The sequence below is a fragment of the Jiangella anatolica genome (assembly GCF_003236295.1).
Classification (GTDB): Bacteria; Actinomycetota; Actinomycetes; order Jiangellales; family Jiangellaceae; genus Jiangella; species Jiangella anatolica.
Genome location: NZ_POTW01000027.1, coordinates 35,862 through 54,095 on the forward strand (window position 1 = coordinate 35,862; position 18,234 = coordinate 54,095).

General features: G+C 72.7%; 17 protein-coding genes and 1 pseudogene. 1 reads left to right on the forward strand and 17 read right to left on the reverse strand.

Features of this window, described 5'->3' with window-relative positions; translation table 11 throughout:
• Positions 1-58: 58 nt before the first annotated feature.
• The 5 genes and pseudogenes from C1I92_RS33375 to C1I92_RS13380 all read right to left on the reverse strand — a co-directional run bounded on the left by C1I92_RS33375 (position 59) and on the right by C1I92_RS13380 (position 4,348).
• On the reverse strand, positions 59-277 hold the full coding sequence (locus tag C1I92_RS33375) for a hypothetical protein (RefSeq protein ID WP_146605133.1): 219 nt from the start codon (positions 275-277) through the stop codon (positions 59-61).
• Between the two features lie 75 nt (positions 278-352).
• The gene (locus C1I92_RS35605) at positions 353-1,366 is read right to left on the reverse strand and encodes a glycerophosphodiester phosphodiesterase family protein (RefSeq protein WP_369124097.1); all 1,014 of its coding nucleotides are present in this window, start codon (positions 1,364-1,366) and stop codon (positions 353-355) included.
• Positions 1,343-2,386: pseudogene (locus C1I92_RS35610) on the reverse strand (glycerophosphodiester phosphodiesterase); the annotation flags it as partial. The pseudogene C1I92_RS35610 and the gene C1I92_RS35605, both read right to left, overlap by 24 nt.
• 85 nt (positions 2,387-2,471) lie before the next feature.
• Entirely contained in the window at positions 2,472-3,149 is a 678-nt protein-coding gene (locus tag C1I92_RS13375) for a response regulator transcription factor (protein WP_111255158.1), read from the reverse strand.
• Positions 3,146-4,348, reverse strand: coding sequence for a sensor histidine kinase (locus C1I92_RS13380; protein WP_111255159.1), 1,203 nt, complete (start codon positions 4,346-4,348; stop codon positions 3,146-3,148). The genes C1I92_RS13375 and C1I92_RS13380 overlap by 4 nt, the downstream gene beginning before the upstream one ends.
• Positions 4,349-4,479: 131 nt before the next feature.
• Here C1I92_RS13380 and C1I92_RS13385 point away from each other — a divergent pair, with 131 nt between their 5' ends.
• Positions 4,480-6,699 carry an MMPL family transporter gene (locus C1I92_RS13385; protein WP_111255160.1) on the forward strand — a complete coding sequence of 740 codons (2,220 nt, stop codon included), beginning with the start codon at positions 4,480-4,482 and terminating at the stop codon, positions 6,697-6,699.
• 178 nt (positions 6,700-6,877) lie between these two features.
• Here the strand turns inward: C1I92_RS13385 and ftsY are convergent, their stop codons facing one another.
• The 12 genes from ftsY to C1I92_RS13445 all read right to left on the reverse strand — a co-directional run bounded on the left by ftsY (position 6,878) and on the right by C1I92_RS13445 (position 18,027).
• Positions 6,878-8,056: a signal recognition particle-docking protein FtsY gene (gene ftsY, locus C1I92_RS13390; protein WP_111255193.1), complete on the reverse strand. Its 1,179-nt coding sequence runs from the start codon at positions 8,054-8,056 to the stop codon at positions 6,878-6,880.
• Positions 8,057-8,406: 350 nt separating this feature from the next.
• Positions 8,407-8,697, reverse strand: a complete 291-nt coding sequence (locus C1I92_RS13395) for a hypothetical protein (protein WP_146605135.1) — start codon at positions 8,695-8,697, stop codon at positions 8,407-8,409.
• Positions 8,698-8,848: 151 nt separating this feature from the next.
• Complete coding sequence (gene smc, locus C1I92_RS13400) at positions 8,849-12,400, reverse strand: chromosome segregation protein SMC (protein WP_111255162.1); 3,552 nt, start codon at positions 12,398-12,400, stop codon at positions 8,849-8,851.
• 46 nt (positions 12,401-12,446) lie between these two features.
• Positions 12,447-12,665 (reverse strand): hypothetical protein, encoded by a 219-nt coding sequence (locus tag C1I92_RS35615; RefSeq protein WP_111255163.1) that lies wholly within the window; start codon positions 12,663-12,665, stop codon positions 12,447-12,449.
• A 154-nt stretch (positions 12,666-12,819) separates the two neighbouring features.
• On the reverse strand, positions 12,820-13,680 hold the full coding sequence (gene mutM, locus C1I92_RS13410) for a bifunctional DNA-formamidopyrimidine glycosylase/DNA-(apurinic or apyrimidinic site) lyase (protein ID WP_111255164.1): 861 nt from the start codon (positions 13,678-13,680) through the stop codon (positions 12,820-12,822).
• Positions 13,664-14,401, reverse strand: a complete 738-nt coding sequence (rnc, locus tag C1I92_RS13415) for a ribonuclease III (protein ID WP_111255165.1) — start codon at positions 14,399-14,401, stop codon at positions 13,664-13,666. The genes mutM and rnc overlap by 17 nt, the downstream gene beginning before the upstream one ends.
• A 22-nt stretch (positions 14,402-14,423) precedes the next feature.
• Positions 14,424-14,627, reverse strand: a complete 204-nt coding sequence (rpmF, locus tag C1I92_RS13420) for a 50S ribosomal protein L32 (protein WP_046771403.1) — start codon at positions 14,625-14,627, stop codon at positions 14,424-14,426.
• Between the two features lie 2 nt (positions 14,628-14,629).
• Positions 14,630-15,232 (reverse strand): YceD family protein, encoded by a 603-nt coding sequence (locus tag C1I92_RS13425; RefSeq protein ID WP_369124096.1) that lies wholly within the window; start codon positions 15,230-15,232, stop codon positions 14,630-14,632.
• Positions 15,233-15,308: 76 nt separating this feature from the next.
• Positions 15,309-15,959 carry a F0F1 ATP synthase subunit B family protein gene (locus C1I92_RS13430; protein WP_146605136.1) on the reverse strand — a complete coding sequence of 217 codons (651 nt, stop codon included), beginning with the start codon at positions 15,957-15,959 and terminating at the stop codon, positions 15,309-15,311.
• Between the two features lie 30 nt (positions 15,960-15,989).
• Complete coding sequence (coaD, locus tag C1I92_RS13435) at positions 15,990-16,469, reverse strand: pantetheine-phosphate adenylyltransferase (RefSeq protein ID WP_111255168.1); 480 nt, start codon at positions 16,467-16,469, stop codon at positions 15,990-15,992.
• 15 nt (positions 16,470-16,484) lie between these two features.
• Positions 16,485-17,048 carry a 16S rRNA (guanine(966)-N(2))-methyltransferase RsmD gene (gene rsmD / locus C1I92_RS13440; RefSeq protein WP_111255169.1) on the reverse strand — a complete coding sequence of 188 codons (564 nt, stop codon included), beginning with the start codon at positions 17,046-17,048 and terminating at the stop codon, positions 16,485-16,487.
• A 4-nt stretch (positions 17,049-17,052) separates the two neighbouring features.
• The gene (locus C1I92_RS13445; protein WP_111255170.1) at positions 17,053-18,027 is read right to left on the reverse strand and encodes a magnesium and cobalt transport protein CorA; all 975 of its coding nucleotides are present in this window, start codon (positions 18,025-18,027) and stop codon (positions 17,053-17,055) included.
• Positions 18,028-18,234 lie beyond the last annotated feature (207 nt).

Sequence of the window (18,234 nt, forward strand, 5' to 3'; positions counted from 1 at the left end):
ACGACCTCCAGGGGACGACTACGGCAAGGACCGTAGGCGCCGTCCGTGTGTGTGATCGTCACCGTGGCGTCTCCGGCTCGTCTCCGGTGCCGTGGTCCGGTGCCGGCTCGAGCGCCAGCAGGGCGGTCAGCCAGCTGCCCAGTTGCTCGCTGGCCGCCGCCGCGGAACCGCGCACCAGGCGCCCCTCGACGTCACCGGTCGCCAGCATCCGGACCTTCAGGTCCTCGCCGTCCACCCAGCAGCGGACGACGACGACACACCAGCGCGGACGGGACATACGGCCAGCCTGACGCGGCGGCGTCTGCCGACCGTATGCCCGCCCGTCACGCGCCCCGTCGACGGGGCGGCCCGCTCAGCGCAGGCCGTTGAGCGTCGCCACCTCGATCAGCAGATCCGGGTCGTCGGTGATGATGCCGTCGACGCGCAGGTCGATGAGGCGCTGCATGACCGACGCGTCGTTGATCGTGTACGGGACCACCTTGACGCCCTGACGCTGCAGCTCGGCGACCGACGGCCCGTGGAAGTACGACGGGTCCTCGCGCAGGTACCAGTCCGGCGACACGACGGTGCCCTGGGCCGGGTCGTGCACCTGCCAGTTCGCCGACACCGTCGCGGCGCCCGCCCGCCGCGTCATGCGGCCGAGGTCCTGGATCCGCCACCAGTCGATCCCGTCCGTCCACGGGCTCTTGACCGACGGGTCGTCGTAGGACGCCCGCAGCGAGCACTCGTCGGCCAGTGTCGCGCACTCCGCGGGACCGTACTGCCAGACCAGCGCGACGGTCTCGATGTCGCGGTCGAGCCGGCGGGCGTAGCGGATCGTGCGCCAGTCGAACGACTGGATCGTCGCCCGGTCCACCAGCCCCGCGTCCTGGATCGCGGTCACCAGCAGCCGGGTGAACTCGCGGTACGGCGCCGTGTCGTCCACCAGCGGGCTGATCTTCGTCTCGATGTTGAACCGGATGTCGTCCCGGCCGCTGGCCTCGACCAGGTCGAACACCTCGTCCAGCGTCGGGATCCGGGCGCCCGGCGCGGGCACCTGCTCGGGCAGCTCCGGCAGCGTCTTGGTGCCGCAGTCGACGGTCTTGACCTGCGCCAGCGTGAGGTCACGGACGAGGTCGCCGACGTACGGGTACTCCGGGTCGCCGGGGGTGGCCGGCGCGGTGTCGACGCAGTGCGAGCCGTTGATCGCCCGGTCGTGGGTGACGACCAGCACGCCGTCCGCCGTCACGCCGGTGTCCAGCTCCAGCGTGGAGATCGCCGGGTTGGCCAGCGCGTGCTCGAACGCCGGCAGCGTGTTCTCCGGCCGGTCCCAGCGCCCGCCGCGGTGCGCCTGGACGTCCAGCGGCGACGCGATCGGCTCCGGCAGCTCGAGGCCGCGGCCGGCCATGACGGTGCGCAGCCGGTCCGGGTAGTCCGTGATGATGCCGTCGACGCCGTCGTCGATGAGCTTCTCCATCGTCGCCGGGTCGTCGATCGTCCACGGGACGACCTCGATGCCGTTGCGGTGCGCGTGCCGGACCATCTCCCGGGTCACGTAGGGCCGGTAGTCCGGGTCGTTGACCGAGCCGCCCTGCGGGAAGCCGTGCACCGGCGAGAACGCGTCGGCGCCGAAGGACGTGATCGCCGCGATCGGGTCGTCGTCGAAGTCGTCGATGTCGATGCCGCCCAGCCACGGCGACGCGCCCGGCCGGTCGACCTGCAGGAAGTCGTAGTTGGTGAGCGCGACCAGCGGCAGCCGCGGCGCGACCTCGCCCATCCGCATCAGCGCGCCCCAGTCGAACGACTGGATGGTGACCTGCTTGTCCATCTTCGCGTCGCGGATCTCGGCGGCGACGACCTGCACGAACTGCTCGCGCGGCGCGGTCTCGTGCGGCGCGCCGGCCTCGACCTTCGTCTCGATGTTCAGCATGACGTCGTCGGCGCCGTACCGCTTCACCAGGTCGAACACCTCGCTGAGCAGCGGCATCCCGGCGCCGGGCACGACCTGCTGCTGCGGATACCCGGCCAGCTGCCGCGAGCCGCAGTCGAGCGTGCGCAGCTGGGCCAGCGTGAGGTCCTCGATGTAGCGGCCCTGGGCGTACGGGAACTGCGGGTCGCCCGGCGTGACCGGCGCGGTGTCGGCGCACTTGGCCGGGTTGATCCGCCGGTCGTGGGTGACGACGGCCTGCCCGTCGCGGGTGATCTGGATGTCCAGCTCCAGCGTCGTCACGCCCAGCTGCAGGGCGTTGCCGAACGACGCGAGCGTGCTCTCGGGGCGCAGCCCCAGGCCGCCGCGGTGGGCCTGCAGGTCGAACTCCGGCGCCGGCTCGGCCTGCGCCGGAACGGCGAGCAGGCCGGCGCCCAGGACGGCCGCGGCGAGGGCGGTCCGCACGATACGCATCGACATGGCGCCGATCGTGTCCATGCCGGTTGAACACCACGGGGTGGTCAGGTGACCGCGAGCCGACCGGCAGCCATATACATCACTGGCATCAGGTCACGGGGCGTGCGCTCACCAGTCCGGTCTGGTAGGCGATGACGACCAGCTGCGCCCGATCGCGCGCGCCGAGTTTGATCATCGCCCGGCTGACGTGCGTCTTCGCCGTCGCCGGACTGAGCGACAGCGCGTCGCCGATCTCGGCGTTGGAGAGGCCGGTGCCGACCAGCGCCAGCACCTCCCGCTCCCGCTGGGTCAGCACGCCGAGCCGGTCCTCGGCCACCTGGTACGCCGCGCGGGCGGCGGTGAACTGGGCGATCAGCCGCCGGGTGATCTTCGGCGCGAGCAGCGCCTCGCCGGCGGCGACGACGCGGATCGCGTGCAGCAGCTCCTGCGGCCCGGCGTCCTTGAGCAGGAACCCGCTGGCGCCGGCCTCCAGCGCGTCGAACACGTACTCCTCGGTGTCGTACGTGGTGAGGATCAGCACCTTGACCCGCTCCAGGCCGGGGATCGCGGCGATCCGGCGGGTCGCCTCGATGCCGTCGAGGTCGGGCATTCTGATGTCCATCAGCACGACGTCCGGGCGCGACTCGCGGCAGCGCTCGATCGCCTCCGCGCCGGTCGCGGCCTCGCCGACGACGTCGATGTCGTCCTCGACGTCGAGCAGCACCCGGAAGCCGGCCCGGACCAGCACCTGGTCGTCGACGAGCAGCACCCTCACCAGGTCGGTCATCGGGTGACGGCCTCGACGCGGTGCAGCGGCAACCGGGCGCACACGCGGAAGCCGTTGCCCTCGGGGCCGGACTCGAACGAGCCGCCGAGCAGCTCGCAGCGTTCCCGCATACCGGCCAGGCCGCGGCCGGGCTCCACCGGCGGCCCGGCCGGTCCGGACAGGTCGCCGCCGTCGTCGGCGACCTCGACCCGCAGCTCGCCGTCGCCCAGCTCCAGGCCGACGGTGACCCGGGCCGGCCCGGCGTGGCGGATCACGTTGGTGATGCCCTCCTGCACGATCCGGTACGCGGCCTGGTCGACGGCCTCCGGCAACGAGCCCGCGGGCACCGAGCCGGACACCGTGACGTCCAGCCCGGCCCGCCGCGCAACGGCGAGCAGCTCGTCCAGCGCGGCCAGGCTCGTGCCGGGCGCGCCGTCGTCGTCGCCGCGCAGCACGCCGAGGACCGAGCGCATCTCGCGCAGCGCCCGGGCGCTGGTCTGCTCGATCGTGAGCAGCGTCTCGCGGGCCCGTTCCGGCCGCTTGTCCAGCACGTGCGCCGTCACACCGGCCTGCACGTTGATGATCGCAATCGCGTGCGCGACGGTGTCGTGCACCTCGCGGGCGATGCGCAGCCGCTCGGCGTCGACGCGGCGGCGGGCCTCCTCGTCGCGGGTCCGCTCGGCCACCTCGGCCCGCCGGACGGCGTCGGCGGCGATGACGCGGCGGGAGCGTACCGACTCCCCCAGCGCCGCCGCCATGATCGTCGCGCCGATCCGGAACGCCAGCCAGCCGATGCGCTCGCGCTCGTCGAAGTCGGTGGTGGCGAGCCAGACGATCGCCAGCACCCCGAGCGAGTTGGTGAGGAAGACCAGCGAGCGGCGGCCGTCGCCGTGCGCGGCCACCGTGTAGATGGCCACGAACAGCGAGATCCAGCCGGGGCCGTCGGGGTATCCGCCGGCGAAGTAGACCACGCTGATCAGCGCCGTGACCACGAACACCGGAACCGGCCAGCGTCGGCGCACCAGCAGGCTCAGGCCGCTGAGGATCAGCAGCCCGTGGCCCACGACGCCGAGGACGTCGAACGGGGCGCCGGTCGACTCGGGGTCGGCCAAGATCGCCGAGTGCGTGCCCTGCACCTGCAGCAGTGTCACGAAGCCCGAGATCAGCACGTCCTGCGTGCGCGCCGACAGTGTCGGCAGGCGTCGTATCAACCGCTCCATGCCATGGATCGTAGCCAGATGGACCGACGCCCGGCGTCGGCTCGGCGGCGCAGCGGCCTACTCCCGGTGGCGTAGCGGGACGCGCTCCACGGCGGACGACGACGCGGCCGGCCCGCTTCGAGGATCGTGGTATGACGACTACACACAGGCCGGGGCCGCTCGGACGGCTGGCCGGCGTCGCGTTCCGGCACCGTTGGCGGGTGCTGCTCGGCTGGGTCGCCGGGCTGGCCGTCGCCGTCGGTCTGGCCGCCGGCTTCGGCGGCGACTACGAGGTCGACTACTCCAGCCCCGGCAGCGACTCGCAACAGGCGCAGCGGCTGCTCGCGGACCGGTTCCCGGCCCAGGCCGGCGAGCCGGTCGACGTCGTGGTGCATTCCGACACGCCCGTGACCGACCCGGACGTCCAGGCCGATGTCACCGCGCTGCTGGCCGAGCTGCGCACGATGCCCCACGTCATCGCCGTCGACGATCCATACACGACGCCCGGCGCGCTGGCGCCGGACGGGCAGACCCTTCAGGCGCGGCTGAGCCTCGACGTCGACGCGCCGGAGGAGCTGCCGGTCGCCGACGCCGAGCTGATGCTGGCGGCGGCCGAGTCGGCGTCACGGCCCGGGCTCGACGTCGCGCTGGGCGGCGACGCGATCCGGCAGGCGGAGAGCGGCGAGGTGGGCAGCGAGATGATCGGGCTGATCGCCGCCGCCGTGATCCTGCTGGTGACGTTCGGGACGGTGGTCGCGGCCGGGCTGCCGATCGCCGTCGCCGTCGCCGGGCTCGCGGTCAGCTCGATGCTGGCCGGCGTGGTCGCGGCGATCATGGACGTGCCGAGCTGGGCGCCGATCCTGGCGTCGCTGATCGGGATCGCGCTGGGCATCGACTACGTGCTGCTGATGGTGACGCGGTTCCGCGAGTGGCGCGCCGCCGGGCTGTCGCCGCACGACGCCACCGTCGCGACGCTCGACACCGCCGGGCGCGCCGTCATGGTGGCCGGCGGCACCGTCATGATCAGCATGTTCGGGCTGTTCGCGATGGGACTGTCGTTCATGCGCGGCGCGGCGGTGGTGACGATGGTCGCCGTCCTGATCGTGATGGCGGCCGCCGCGACGCTGTTCCCGGCGCTGCTCGGCTTCTTCGGGCACCGGATCGAGCGGTGGCGGCTGCCGATCGGGCGGCGGCGCGGCGCGGTCGCCGTCAGCGAGGGCGGGCACGTCGAGCCGTCGCGGGGCTGGCTGCGCTGGAGCCGCCTGATCGAGCGTCGCAACATCCTGGCCGCCGCGCTGGGCGCCGTGCTGATGCTGGTGCTGGCGGCGCCGTTCCTCGGCGCGCGGTTCGGCTTCCCCGACGCCGGCAACGACCCGGCCTCGCACTCCAGCCGGCAGGCGTACGACCTGCTCGCCGACGGCTTCGGAACGGGCGCGAACGGGCCGTTGCTGCTGGTCGCGGACCTGGCCGGTGGCGGGGCCGACGCCGGCTCGCTGCCGGAGCTGAGCGAGGCCGTCGCCGCCACGCCGGGTGTCGCCGCCGTCCTGCCGCCCGTCGTCACCGACGCCGAGGACGCCGCGCTGCTCACCGTCATCCCCACGACCGGGCCGCAGGACGCCGCGACCGAGGACCTCGTCCACACGCTGCGCGACGACGTGCTGCCGGCCGCGCCCGTGGACGTGCACGTCGGCGGCGTGACGGCCGCGGCGATCGACGTCAACGAGTCGATGGCCGGCGGGCTGCCACTGCTGATCGGCGGTGTCGTGACGGTGTCGATGGTGCTGCTGCTCGTGTCGTTCCGCAGCGTCGTCATCACGCTGACCGCCGCGGTGATGAACCTGCTCTCCGTCGCCGCCGCGTACGGGGTGGTGGCGCTGGTGCTGGAGGGCGGCTGGGCCGGGCAGCTGATCGGCGTCGAGAACGAGACGCCGATGCCGGCCTACGTCCCGATCGTGATGTTCGCGGTGCTGTTCGGGCTGTCGATGGACTACGAGGTGTTCCTGATCAGCCGGATGCGCGAGTCGTGGCTGCGGACCGGCAGCAACGCGCGCGCGATCATCGACGGGCTGGCCGGGACCGGCCGGGTCATCACGGCGGCGGCCGCGATCATGGTGACGGTGTTCGCCGCGCTGGTGCCCAGCCCGGACGTCGTGCTGAAGTCGCTCGGGCTCGGCATGGCGGCCGCGATCCTCATCGACGCGACGCTGGTGCGGATGCTCCTCGTCCCGGCCGTGATGCACGTGCTGGGCCGGGCCAACTGGTGGTCGCCGCGGTGGCTGGACCGGCGGATCCCGCAGCTCTACGTCGAGGGCCGGCCGGAGCTCTTCCTGCCTACGGCCGGTGAGCGGGAGCCAGAACCGGCGCGGACCTAACCGGCGGCGCAAGAAGCCCCGACGCGGGACCGTAGTAGCACGCGCCGGGGCCTCAGCCGGGATCACCGGTGTAGACGCACCTCCCCCGGCCGTCACCCACTCTAGACGCGGTCCCATCGGTGCCCTCAGATCGGGCGAGAGCCGGTCCCCTTCGTGCGTCAGATCTCAGCGCGATCGATCAGCCGAGGATGCCGTCGACGAAGGCCTCGGCGTCGAAGGGCGCCAGGTCGTCGGGGCCTTCGCCGAGGCCGACCAGCTTCACCGGGACGCCCAGCTCGCGCTGCACTGCGACGACGATGCCGCCCTTGGCGGTGCCGTCGAGCTTGGTCAGCACGATCCCGGTGACGTCGACGACCTCGCCGAACACGCGGGCCTGGACCAGGCCGTTCTGGCCGGTGGTGGCGTCGAGGACGAGCAGGACCTCGTCGACCGGGCCGTGCTTCTCGATGACGCGCTTGACCTTGCCGAGCTCGTCCATCAGGCCGACCTTGGTCTGCAGCCGGCCGGCGGTGTCGACGAGGACGACGTCGACCTCCTGCTCGATGCCGGCCTTGACGGCGTCGAACGCGACGCTGGCCGGGTCGCCGCCCTCGGGGCCTCGGACGGTGACCACGCCGACGCGGTCGCCCCAGGTGGTGAGCTGGTCGGCGGCGGCGGCCCGGAACGTGTCGGCGGCGCCGAGCACGACGTCGCGGTCCTCGGCGACCAGGACGCGGGCCAGCTTGCCCACCGTCGTCGTCTTGCCGGTGCCGTTGACGCCGACGACGAGGACGACGGCGGGCCGGCCGTCCTCGAGGTGACGGTCGGTGCGCAGGGCCCGGTCCAGCGACGGGTCGACGAGGGCGAGCAGCTCCTCGCGCAGCAGCGTGCGGGCGGCGTCGGGGTCCTGGATGCCCTCGACGCGGGCGCGGGTGCGCAGGCGCTCGACCAGCTCCTGCGTCGGCGTGACGCCGAGGTCGGCGGTGAGGAGGGTGTCCTCGATCTCCTCCCACGTCTCGTCGTCGAGGCGCTCACGCGACAGCAAGCTGAGCAGGCCCTTGCCGAAGCCGGACTGCGAGCGGGCCAGCCGCGACCGCAGCCGGACCAGCCGGCCGGCGGCGGGCTCCGGGCGCTCCAGCGCCGGCGCCTCCGGCTCGACGGGCGCGAGCGGCGCCTCCGGCAGCTCGACGTCGCGGATCGGCGTCCGCGGCGCCTCGACCGGCGCCGTCGCGTCGTCGCCGACCCCGGGCTGGTAGTCCACCCCGGGCCGCGGCGGCGGCGCCGCGACCTCCCCCCGCCGTCGACGGGGGATCAGGAAGGCCGCCAGGGCAGCGCCCAGGACGACCACGACGGCTACGACGATGACGATGTACTCCACGGCCGCCATCCTCGCACGTTCCCATGATCATCAACCTTTTCGGTCGCCCCGACGACGCAGATGGTTGATGATCATGGGAATCCACAGCCCGCCAACGCGGCGGACGTCGGCTCATGAAGCCGGCATACGTGGGCCGGTGCCTCCGACGGGCGTCGCCACACTCCCCCGTCCCCCTGATAGCTGCCCGTTCTTGGCCGGGACGACGCGGGTCAAGTACGCGCCCCACAACCACAGACCACCCAAGCCACAACGGGCGCGGACTTGAGGCGCGCCGGCCCGGCTAAGACAATCGGGCAGCAGGGGGACGACCAACGGTCGCAGCCCTACAAGCCAACGGCAGCAGCGCGCCGTCAAGCGGCTCGGTGCGTCACCTCGGACGTACCGCCGATCCGGGACACCGCCGCAGAAGGAGCGGGCGCCGGGCGGGCCAGCCGCCGCGCCAACCCGCGGCGCACGATCCGCAGCCGGTGGAATGTGGCCGCACGCCAGTCGTCCAGGCGGGCCACCACGAGGAATCGCCACCGCCGCAGCCGGCGCCGCACCGCCGCCGACTCGGACAGGTGGTAGTACACGCCGACGGCGGCCAGCACGGCCGTCGCCACCATCACGATCGCCAGCATCGCCACGACCACAGTCGTCATGTGACACCCCCGTTGGTCACATCAGTAACATCTTTCACTCTTGCACCACGACGGTAGCGCAGGAGCAACCTCGTCACCCGTATGACGCACGGCGTGTCCGCGGGGTTGCGGGCACGTCGCCGGACCTCACCAGTACCCAGCCGAGCCGAGCTCAGACCGGTTCGGACTCACGAATCCGCTGGGAGATGACGGCCGTGACGCCGTCGCCGCGCATCGAGACGCCGTAGAGGGCGTCGGCGATCTCCATCGTGCGCTTCTGGTGGGTGATGACGATGAGCTGGCTGCGCTCGCGCAGCTCCTCGTAGATGTTCAGCAGCCGGCCCAGGTTGGTGTCGTCGAGCGCCGCCTCGACCTCGTCGAGGATGTAGAACGGGCTCGGCCGCGCCTTGAACAGCGCCACCAGGAACGCGACGGCCACCAGCGAACGCTCGCCGCCGGACAGCAGCGAGAGCCGCTTGACCTTCTTGCCCGGAGGCCGCGCCTCGACCTCGATGCCGGTGGTGAGCATGTCGTCGGGCTCGGTGAGCACGAGCTTGCCCTCGCCGCCGGGGAACAGCCGGGAGAAGACGTCGGCGAACTCGCGGGCGGTGTCCTCGAACGCCGAGGCGAACACCTGCTGCACCCGGTCGTCGACCTCCTTGACGATGTCGAGCAGGTCGGCGCGGGTCTTCTTGAGGTCCTCCAACTGCTCGGTGAGGAACGCGTGCCGCTCCTCCAGCGCCGCGAACTCCTCCAGCGCCAGCGGGTTCACCTTGCCCAGCGCCGCCAGCCCGCGCTCGGCTGCCTTGAGCCGCTTGAGCTGCTGGTCACGCACGTACGGGATCGGCTCGCGCGGCTCGCCGTCCTCGCCCGGCGGGACGGGGACGGGCAGGTGCGGGCCGTACTCCTCGACCAGCGTCGTGGGGTCGACGCCCAGCTCCTCCAGCGCCTTGGTCTCCAGCGCCTCGACCCGCATCCGATGCTCGGCCCGGGCCAGCTCGTCGCGGTGGACGCTGGAGGTGATGTCGTCGAGCTCGGCGGCCACCTCGCGCACGCGGACCCGCTCGGCGGCCAGCGACTGCTCCCGCGCCGTGCGCAGCTCCTGCACCTCGTCGCGTTCGGCGGCGGCCAGCTCCAGCGACCGCTCCAGGTGCCGCAGGACGGCCTGCGCCCCACGCGCGACGGCGGCGGCGACCCGGGCCTCGGCGGCGCGACGACGGGCGGCGACGACGGCGGCCTCGCGGGCCGCGCGCTCCTGCCGGGCTGTCCGCTCCAGGCTCTCGGCCCGGCCGGTCAGCGCCCGGGCCCGCTCCTCGCCGGTGCGCAGCGCCAGCCGCGCCTCGGTCTCGGCCTGCCGCGAGGCACGGGCCCGCTCGGTCAGCCGGTCGCGCTCCTCGGTGGACGGCTCGACGTCGTCGTCACCGGTCTCCTCGGCGGCGGCGAGCCGTTCCTCCATCTCCTCCAGCGCGCCGAGGTCGCGGTCGCGCGCCTCCTCGGCCCGCGCGACGGAGTCAGCCAGCCGCTCGGCCTCCTCGGTGGCGGCGCGGGCGGTGCCGCTGAGCCGGCCCAGCTGCTCAGCGACCGCGGACAGCTCGGCGTCGGACTCGCGCAGCTTGGTCAGCGCGTGCGACTCGGCGGCGGCCGCCTCGGCCCGGGCCCGCTCGGCGGCGGCCAGCTTGCGGCCCAGGTCCTCGGCCTTGCCGGTCACGATGGCCAGCCGGTCCGCCGCGTCGTCGACGGCGGCCTGGACCTCCAGCAGGCTGGGCGCGCTGCTGGACCCGCCGTAGGCGCGGTCGCGGCCGAGCAGGTCGCCGTCGCGGGTGACGGCGACGAGGTCGGGCAGCTCGGCGACCAGCGCGCGGGCGGCGGCGAGGTCGTCGACGGCGGCCAGGCCGCGCAGCAGGTGCGTCAGCGCGGGCCGCAGCTCGGCCGGCGCGGTGACGAGGTCGACGACGTAGCGCAGTCCGCCGGGCAGCGGCTGCCACGAGGCCGGGTCGTCGTACGGCGCGCCGCCGATCAGCAGCCCGGCCCGGCCGAGGTCCTCATCGCGCAGCAGCCGCAGCGCCGCGACGGCGTCGTCGACGGACTCGACGGCGACAGCGTCGGAGGCGGCGCCCAGCGCGGTCGCGACGGCGGCCTCCCAGCCGGACTCGACGGTGAGCAGCGCGGCCACCGAGCCGAGCACGCCGGACAGCCGGTCCGACGCCGCCAGCAGCGCCTCGGACCCGTCGCGCCGGGCCAGCCCCATCTGGAGGGCCTCGTGCCGTGCCACCAGCGCCGCCCGCTCGCCCTCGGCGGCCCGCTCCTGCTCGCGCAGCTTGGTCAGGACGTCGTCGGCGGCGGCCAGGGCGGCGGCGGCCCGTTCGTGCTCGCTGTCCAGCCCGTCCTCTCCGACGGAGAGCCCGGCGATGGTCGTCTCCAGTGCGGTGTACTCGTGCTCGGCCGCGGTCGCGCGGCGCAGCGCCTCCTCGCGGGCGGCGCTCAGCCGGGTCAGCTCGGCCTCCGCGGCGGCGGCCCGGCGGCGGGCGCCCTCGAGCTGGCCGGACAGGCGAGCCATGCCCTCGCGCCGATCGGCGTTCGCACGGGCGGCGGCGGCCAGCCGGCGCTCCTCGGCCTCGGCCGCTTCCTCGGCGGCACGGCGGGTCTCCAGCGCCTCGTCCAGCGCCTCGCGGGCGGCGGCGATCTGCTCCTCGAGCTCGGCCTCCTGCTCGCGGACGGCGGCGGCCTCCTGCTCCAGTTCCTCCGGGTCGCGGCCGCTGCGCTGCACCTCGCCTGCCTCGGACAGGTGCCGGGCCCGCTCGGTGGCCAGCGACGCTGTGCCGCGGACCCGCTCGCGCAGGCCGGACAGCTGGTACCACGCGTCGGAGGCCTGGGTCAGCCGCGGCGCCACCTGGGCGACCTCGGCCTCCAGCCGGGACTCCGCGGCGCGGGCCTGCTCCAGCGCGCGGGTCAGCTCGGCCTGCCGGGTCTTCAGCGCCGTCTCGTCGGCGACCTCCTGCTCGAGGCTGGCGCGCGCCTGTACGAGCTCGTCGGCGAGCACCCGCAGCCGGGAGTCGCGCAGGTCGGCCTGGATGGTCGCGGCCCTGCGGGCGAGCTCGGCCTGCCGGCCCAGCGGCCCGAGCTGGCGGCGCAGCTCGGCGGTGAGGTCCTGGACGCGGGTGAGGTTCGCGCCCATCGCCTCGAGCTTGCGCAGCGCCTTCTCCTTGCGCTTGCGGTGCTTGAGGACGCCGGCCGCCTCCTCGACGAAACCGCGGCGGTCCTCGGGCGTGGCGGACAGCACGGCGTCGAGCTGGCCCTGGCCGACGATGACGTGCATCTCGCGGCCGATGCCGGAGTCGGACAGCAGCTCCTGCACGTCGAGCAGCCGGCACGCCTGGCCGTTGATGGCGTACTCGGAGCCGCCGTTGCGGAACATCGTCCGCGAGATGGTGACCTCGGAGTACTCGATCGGCAGCGCGCCGTCGGTGTTGTCGATGGTGAGGACGACCTCGGCCCGGCCGAGGGCGGGGCGGCCCGCGGTGCCGGCGAAGATGACGTCCTCCATCTTGCCGCCGCGCAGGCTCTTCGCGCCCTGCTCGCCCATGACCCAGGCGAGCGCGTCGACAACGTTCGACTTACCGGAACCGTTGGGCCCCACCACACAGGTGATGCCCGGTTCCAGGCGCAGCGTCGTTGACGACGCGAAGGACTTGAATCCCCGTAACGTCAAGCTCTTCAGGTGCAATAGACCGACTCCCCTGCATGTGGGGGCCAGCCTACAACCGCGACCTTCAGGTCAAGGCCGGTTGCGGCACATGCGTGTCGGCGTGCACAGTGTCGTCGAGGGTGAGCCGGCCGTGCTCGACAGCCGCCTCGGCGAGGTGGTCGTTCTCCACCTGGAGCCGCAGCACCTGCGCCTCGAGGTCGGTCACCCGCCTGCGCAAACGCTGTACTTCTGTAGCGAGCCTTGGATCAGTTCCCCCGACATAACCCAACAGCGCCTTCGCCATTGTCGAAGCCCTCCAGAAGGCTTGAGAAGTCAATGATCACAATCTGTAGGAGGCGGCACCCGTCTGACCGTAGACGCACAGGCCGCAACGCATACCAGCATCCCACCGGACGGGCCTCTCGGTCAACTCGTTCCGAGGAATCGGGTACAACGTCTCACCAGCGCGCATGCCGCGGACGGGGCTGGCAGCGGGGGCATGTGTAGGACGACCGGTTCATGAACGGGTCGCGCCGGATCGGGGTGCCGCAGCGGCGGCACGAACGACCCTCCTGACCGTAGGCGTCCAGCGACCGGTCGAAGTAGCCGCTCTCGCCGTTCACGTTGACGTAGAGGCTGTCGAACGACGTGCCGCCCTGCGCCAGCGCGGCGCCCATCACCTCGCGGACGGCGGCCAGCAGCCGGGCGACGTCGGGACGGCGCAGCGTCTCGGTGGCGCGGGCGTAGTGGAGCTTCGCGCGCCACAGCGCCTCGTCGGCGTAGATGTTGCCGACGCCGGAGATCAGCGACTGGTCCAGCAGCGCCCGTTTGACACCGGTGCGGCGCCGGCCCAGCGCCAGCCGGAACGCCTCGTCGTCGAACGCCGGGTCCAGCGGGTCCGGCGCGATGTGCGCGATCGGGACCGGCACGCCGCCGGGCCCGAGCTCGGCGACGGCCAGGCCGCCGAACGTGCGCTGGTCGACGAAGCGCAGCTGCGGGTCGCCGTCGGCGAAGACGAACCGGATCCGCAGGTGCGTCTCGTCCGGCACCGCGGCCGGCTGGACCAGCAGCTGGCCACTCATGCCGAGGTGCCCGACGACCGCGCGGACGCCGTCGTCCAGCGGCAGCCAGAGGTACTTGCCGCGCCGGCGCGCGTCGGTGAACACGGCCTTGACCAGCGAGTCGGCGAAGTCTGACGGGCCGGCGACGTGCCGGCGGACGGCGCGTCCGTGCGCGACGTCGACGTGCTCGATGGTGCGGCCGAGCACGTGCGCGGAGAGGCCGCGGCGGACGACCTCGACCTCAGGGAGTTCGGGCACCGGAGTCGCCGGCCGCGCGCGCGGCCTCGGCCGCGTCGTTGAGCGCCTTCCAGGCCAGCTCGGCGGCGCGCGCCTCGGCCTCCTTCTTGCTCCGGCCGGTGCCGGTGCCGCGCACCTCGCCGCTGACGATGACGTCGGCGGTGAAGGTCTTCGCGTGGTCCGGGCCGTCCTCGGCGATGCGGTACTCGGGGACCCCGAGCGCGTGCCGCGAGGTCAGCTCCTGCAGCGACGTCTTCCAGTCCAGCCCGGCGCCGAGCAGCGCGGACGCCTCGATGAGGTCGTCGACCAGGCGGTGCACCAGCGCGGAGGTCTCGACCAGCCCGCGGTCGAGGTAGACGGCGCCGATCAGCGCCTCGACGGTGTCGGCGAGGATGGACGACTTGTCCCGTCCGCCGGTGGTCTCCTCGCCGCGCCCGAGCCGGACGAACCGGCCGAGCTCGAGCTCGCGGGCGACGGAGGCGAGCGCGCGCATGTTGACCACGGCGGCCCGCAGCTTCGCCAGCTGCCCCTCGGACAGATCGGGGTGCAGCCGGTACAGCGCGTCGGTGACGACCAGGCCGAGCACGGCGTCGCCGAGGAACTCCAGCCGCTCGTTGGTGGGCAGCCCACCGTTCTCGTACGCGTACGAGCGGTGGGTCAGCGCCAGCTGCAGCAGCCCCGGTTCGATGGGCACGCCAAGACGCCCCTCCAGCACGGACAGGGGTGGAGTCTCGGCCGTCACCTGGGGGCTCCTACACGAGCCCTCAGACGTCGCCGACCTGGCGACCGTTGTACTCCAGGAACAGCGGCGTGCCCTGGGAGTCCTCGACCACCGTGGCGCGGTGCGCGACGACCCAGGTGGTGCGCCCGTTGACGGTGCGCTTCTGGACCTGCGGCAGCTTCGCCTTCCACTGCGAACGGCGGTGGCGGGTGTTGCTGCGCGACATCTTCCGCTTCGGGACGGCCACGGCTAGTTCTCCTCCGTCGGGCCGGCCCTGTGCGAGCCGGACTCATTCGTGTCGTCGGTGACCAGCCCGGCCAGGGCCGCCCACCGTGGGTCGGTGCTCTCGTGCGCGTGGTCCGGGTCGTCGGCCAGCCGGGCTCCGCAGTCCGGGCACAGGCCCGGGCAGTCGTCCCGGCAGACCGGCGACTGCGGCAGTGTGAGCACCACCGCGTCCCGGACCGGTTGTTCGAGGTCGATCAGGTCGTCCTCGACGCGCAGTTCCTCGTCGTCGGTCTCGGTGTCGGGGTCGTCGGCCCGTTCCGGGTAGACGTACAGTTCCTGGACCTCAGCGACGACCTCGCCGTCGACGGGCTCCAGGCACCGCACGCACTCGCCCGAGTACGGCGCCCGGACGGTCCCGGACACCAACACACCCTCCATGACCGACTCGAGCCGCAGGTCCAGCTCGACGTCCGCCGCTTCGGGCACCCCGACCACGCCGCCGAGATCGAGACCGGCAGGCGCCGGCACAGTGATCGCGACCCGCTGGGTCGACCCTGGCCGACGTCCGAGCTCGTGTGTGGCGAGAACGAACGGGGCGCGCGGATCGAGCGTGCTCAGCGTAGTCAACTCTCGTACTGGTATGGGCATGCCAATCGTGACCTCGACGTGAGGCCGACGACGAATACTACTAGACGCGCGGCCGCTACCCCAAACCCGACGTCAGCTTGTCAGGCTGCGAGTCGCGGCCCGCGGCGCGGGGCTCGTCGTCGGACTCGTCGGCGTCCGGGCCGAACCGCTCGGCCTTGCCGTCGGAGCCGGAGCTGAACTCCTCGGCCAGGTCCGCGGTGCCGTCGAGCTGCGGCACCACGACGGGGTTGCCGTTGCGGCGCTGCGACAGCTCGCCGTAGGCGGTGGGATGGCGCAGCTGCTCGCGTCCGTCGCGAACCGTCTCGACGATGCGCGCGGCGGCGATCTCCAGCCGGGCCAGCTTGGCGTCGACGTAGTCGTCGGCGTCGCTGCGGATGTTCTCGGCCTGCTCCCGGGCCTGTTGCACGATGTCCTCGGCCTCGACGCGGGCAGCCTGGGTGACGGTGTGGTCGGCCACCAGGCGGGCCTGCTCGGACCGGGCGTTGGCCAGGATCCGCTCGGCGTTGCCGCGCGCCTCGATCAGCAGCGCCTCGCGCTGTCCGAGCACGGCCTCGGCCGCCTGCAGGTTCGCCGGCAGCCCCTCGCGGACCTCGTCGAGCAGGGCGAGCACCTGCTGCTTGTTCACCATTGCAGTGGACGACATGGGCATCGTCCGCGCCGAGTCGACGAGTGCGACGATCTCGGCGATCTTGTCATGAACCTCCATGACCATCCCCCTAGGTGTGCCGGCGCGCGTTCACCGGCGTCCCAATCTTTCGTGCAACCGCTTGAGCACGACATCCGGCACCAGGCCGGAGACGTCACCGCCGTAGGACGCTACCTCTTTGACCAACGAGGACGAAAGGAACGAGTAGTCGGGATTGGTCGCCACGAACAGCGTCTCCAGTCCCGTCAGGCGGTGGTTCATCTGTGCCATCTGTAGTTCATAGTCGAAATCGGTGACCGCTCGCAGGCCTTTCACGACAGCGGGAATGTCGTGCTGACGGGCGAAATCGACCAAGAGCCCCTCGAAGCTCACGACCCGGACGGCGGGCAGGTGCGCGCACGTCTTCTCCAGCAGGTCGATGCGTTCCTCGAGGGAGAACAGTCCCTTCTTGGACACGTTCACCAGCACGGCGACGACGACCTCGTCGAACAGGCTCGCGGCCCGTTCGATGACGTCGAGGTGACCGTTCGTGACAGGGTCGAACGAGCCGGGGCACAGACAGCGGCGCACGTGTCCTCCTGCGTGTCACATCCGGCCGTGACCGTACCAGAGCACGGTCTCGCCGTACCGGCGCTCCCTCCCGGCGGTGATGCCGTCGGGCCAGGTCACCGGCGCGCTGCGACGGTCGCGTTCGACGACGACCAGCGCACCCGGTGCGAGCCAGCCCGCCGTCAGGGAGACGAGTACCCCGCTCAGCTCCGCGTCAACCATCGCGTACGGCGGATCGGCCAGCACGAGGTCGTACGGGTCGTCCGGCGGCGCGGCCAGGATCCGCTCCACCGGCGACGCGGCGACGACGGCTCCCGGCAGCCCGACGGCCTTGACGTTCGACCTGATCACGGCCGCCGCACGGGCGTCGGACTCGACCAGCAGGCAGTGGCCGGCGCCGCGCGAGAGCGCCTCCAGGCCGAGCGCGCCGCTGCCGGCGTAGAGGTCGAGCACGCGCAGCCCGCCGAGGCCGCCGCCGAACGTCGCCTCCAGCGACGAGAACAGCGCCTCGCGCACCCGGTCCGACGTGGGCCGGGTGCGGTTGCCGGGTGGTACGGACAACCGTCGGCCGCCGGCGGCGCCGGCCACGATCCGCGTCACGAGGTCAGAGCCAGCCGCTGCGGCGCAGCTTGCGATGGAGCACCAGGCACGCGCCTATCATGACGCCCACGATCAGCGGGTAGCCGAACGACCAGTGCAGTTCGGGCATGTGGTCGAAGTTCATGCCGTAGATCCCGGCGATCATCGTCGGCACCGCGACGATCGCCGCCCAGGCCGAGATCTTGCGCAGGTCGATGTTCTGCTGCATCGTCACCAGCGACAGGTTGGCCGCGAGCGCGCCGGTCAGCAGTTCGCTCTGGGCCTCCACCTGCCGGTCGACCCGCAGGACGTGGTCGAGCACGTCGCGGAAGTACTCGCTCAGCCCCGCGCACAGCGCGATACGGCCATGCGCGAGGTCCTCCATGACCGGGACCAGGGGGTCCACGGCGATGCGGAACTGCAGCACGTCGCGCTTCAGCTCGTAGATGGTCTCGGTCGCGTCGGCACCGCCGGGCTGGAAGACCAGCCGCTCGGCGTCGATGACGTCGGCCTCGTACTGCCGGACCAGCCGCAGGTAGTTGTCCACGACGAGGTCGCAGACGGCGTACAGCACCCCGGGCGGGCCGGCGTCGAGCAGCTGCTTCTCCGTCTCGACCCGCCGCCGCGCCGCCGCGAGCGGGTTGACCGACCCGTGCCGGACGGTGATGACGAAGTCGTCGCCGACGAACAGCATGATCTCGCCGATCTCCGGCTGCTGCTCCTTCGCGTCGTCGTGCCGCAGCGTCTTGAGCACGGCGAACAGGGTGTCGCCGTACAGCTCGAGCTTGGGCCGCTGATGGGCGTCGATGGCGTCCTCGACGGCCAGCGGGTGCAGCTGCAGCTCGTCGACGATGAGGTCGAACTCCTCGTGCGTCGGCTCGAACAGCCCGACCCACAGGAAGGCGTTGCCGCGCGCCTTGGCCCGCTCGAACGCCTCGCTGATGTCGCCGTCGATCTCCTCGCGCTCACCGTCGAGGTAGATGGCCTTGTCCACGATCACGGTGTCGATTCCAACACGGCGACGGCGCCCGCGGGTGTCAAGAAGGCGTTGAGATCGCGCGCCGCGGCGTCAGGAAGCCGTATGGGCGCCGGTCCGCGCGGCCGGGCGGGCGGAGGCTGAGGACGTGACCGACTCGCCCGCACCGTTCGTCGCCCGGGCCGCCGACTGGCCGCTGGAGTTCGTGCTCGCCGCCGGGTACGCCGTGCT

Coding starts and splice junctions, on each gene's coding strand:
- C1I92_RS33375 (WP_146605133.1), bottom strand. CDS start 277: ATGTCCCGTCCGCGCTGGTGTGTCGTCGTCGTCCGCTGCTGGGTGGAC.
- C1I92_RS13375 (WP_111255158.1), bottom strand. CDS start 3,149: ATGACCGACCTGGTGAGGGTGCTGCTCGTCGACGACCAGGTGCTGGTC.
- C1I92_RS13380 (WP_111255159.1), bottom strand. CDS start 4,348: ATGGAGCGGTTGATACGACGCCTGCCGACACTGTCGGCGCGCACGCAG.
- C1I92_RS13385 (WP_111255160.1), top strand. CDS start 4,480: ATGACGACTACACACAGGCCGGGGCCGCTCGGACGGCTGGCCGGCGTC.
- C1I92_RS13395 (WP_146605135.1), bottom strand. CDS start 8,697: ATGACGACTGTGGTCGTGGCGATGCTGGCGATCGTGATGGTGGCGACG.
- C1I92_RS35615 (WP_111255163.1), bottom strand. CDS start 12,665: ATGGCGAAGGCGCTGTTGGGTTATGTCGGGGGAACTGATCCAAGGCTC.
- C1I92_RS13430 (WP_146605136.1), bottom strand. CDS start 15,959: ATGGAGGTTCATGACAAGATCGCCGAGATCGTCGCACTCGTCGACTCG.